2 protein-coding genes are annotated in these 2,044 nt (G+C 44.5%); both read right to left on the bottom strand.

All coding sequences use genetic code 11. From position 1 onward, the window contains the following. Nucleotides 1–39: 39 nt before the first annotated feature. Nucleotides 40–1,149 carry an NAD(P)/FAD-dependent oxidoreductase gene (locus IIB39_11385; protein ID MCH8929298.1) on the bottom strand — a complete coding sequence of 370 codons (1,110 nt, stop codon included), beginning with the start codon at nt 1,147–1,149 and terminating at the stop codon, nt 40–42. Then, nucleotides 1,149–1,874: a pirin family protein gene (locus tag IIB39_11380; GenBank protein ID MCH8929297.1), complete on the bottom strand. Its 726-nt coding sequence runs from the start codon at nt 1,872–1,874 to the stop codon at nt 1,149–1,151. Before IIB39_11380 ends, IIB39_11385 begins: the two co-directional genes overlap by 1 nt. Nucleotides 1,875–2,044 lie beyond the last annotated feature (170 nt).

Raw genomic sequence — 2,044 nt, 5'->3', positions numbered from 1 at the left:
GCCGTATCTTTCCTGCCAGGTTTTCAAATACCGGTTCGCCTATTTTGCCAGCAGTTCTTTTCTTCGTTTCGTTCGGGTTCGCGAGTCTATAGAATCCACCGCCCTAACGGCATATTCCTGCGCCGTATAAATCTGTTTCATCACTATTTCGTTATCCCTTTTTGCCATATCGCCCACTACAAATAGATTTTTAACTGAAGTTTCGCTCTGTTTGTTAACTTTCACATGCCGCTTTTCAGTTGGCAAACCTTCGTCCATTAGCTCTCCGCCCAGCTGCACTATCAGGTCATTATAAACCCGATGCAACCCCATTGCCACGAGTCCGAATTTCACTTCAATTTCAGTTCCGTCCGCCAACATAAACTTTCTCAGCTGTCCGCCCTTTTCGCCAACAGCGTCCGTAATGCGTTCTTTATATACTTTAATATTGTAGAGTTCTATCAGCTTATCGGTTTCCTCATCAGAGTCCAGCTCTTCGCCGTTGGTGAGTATACATACATTTACCCCGTAACGCTCGTGCAGCATAAACGAAATCCATTTCGCCGCCGCTCCGCTTCCGATTACCGCCACACTCTCGTTTCGCGTCAGATGACCCTCGCATCTGATACAATAGAGAATGGTTTCCCTGTTAGCGTAAGGATATATCCATTTCGTGGCATCAATAATGTCTTCGCCACGTACCTTCAGGATGTGAGGTTGAGTGTCCATCACTCCGGTAGCAACCACGAGATATTCGGACTTTACTTCCCGGGATCCGTCAGACACTACAAAATAACCGTCCTCATATTTCGCGGAAGTTGCTGCGCTATCGATAATTTCTATCTGATCCGAGTTACTGGTTTCAATCCTATCGCGAGTGTTTTTTAAAACTCCTTTACCGCTAAAATGGATGTGGGCAGTCTCTATTTTTTGCCTTACCTCTTTATCTTCCGGCTTGGAAAACAGTTTCACTAACTCGTCCTTCACTACACCATAATGAAATCCTATCATATTATCGATGTTATAAATCCACTTGGAACGTGAGGTTTTTGATGTTTTCTTATCACCGTAAAACCAGCACGTGTTCAAATTATATTGAACAGCGCGAAGTGCGGCAGCCGATCCGCCCATCCCGCCGCCTATTACTATAATATCATACGTATCTGCCATTAATTTGCCGTCTCTGTCGTGTCCAACGTCAACATATCAAACAGGATAAGCCGCGAGTCTGATTTCGCCTCGAAATCCAATTTCTCATGACCTGTGATTTTCAATCCGTCTCCCGGCTCCATTTCGATTCCGTTAACTAAGATTTTTCCCGTCAGGCTGTTATGCAGATATCCCAACCGTCCCTCTTTTATTTCGATGGAACCCGTATCTCCTTCAGGCAGATCTCCCACATAAACTGTTATATCCTGATTGATATCCAGCATTCCGTCTCCACCCCCTTTGGTCACAACCGGTGTGAACAGGTTTTCTGCTCCCACGCTCACCTCTTTCTGCTCGTATCCCGGCTCTATTCCTTCCTTTTCCGGTGTGAACCATATTTGCATCAGATGAACGGACTCGGTCTCGCTTGCGTTCTTCTCAGAATGGTAGATACCGGAGCCTGCCGACATCCGCTGCAATTCCCCTGCTTTTATAAGCCCTTCGCCGCCTGTGGAGTCCTTATGCTCAAGAGTTCCCGAAAGCACATACGTCACTATCTCCATATTCTGATGCGGATGAGTATCGAATCCGGTCCCGCCCTGAATAAAATCTTCGTTCAGCACTCGCAGCGGACCGAACTGCACGTTTTCAGGGTCGTAATAAGTTCCGAATGAAAAACTGTGATAGGTTTCCAGCCAGCCGTAATTGAAATGACCCCTTTCTCCGCTTTTTCTGTGTACAATCATACAAGTTCCTTACCAAATAATTTTATTTATTTAATATTATCGAATTCCAATATATCTTAGTTCTGAAACTAAAATCAAGAACCAGATAGAAGATACTCCTTGAAACTTCCTAATGTATGTAAGATATTCTTCATTGATTCTTTCACTATATAGGTATCAATAATGAGCGA

The organism is Candidatus Neomarinimicrobiota bacterium, assembly GCA_022573815.1.
GTDB lineage: Bacteria > Fidelibacterota > SORT01 > SORT01 > SORT01 > JACZTG01.
This window is presented reverse-complemented; position numbering and strand designations above follow the sequence as displayed.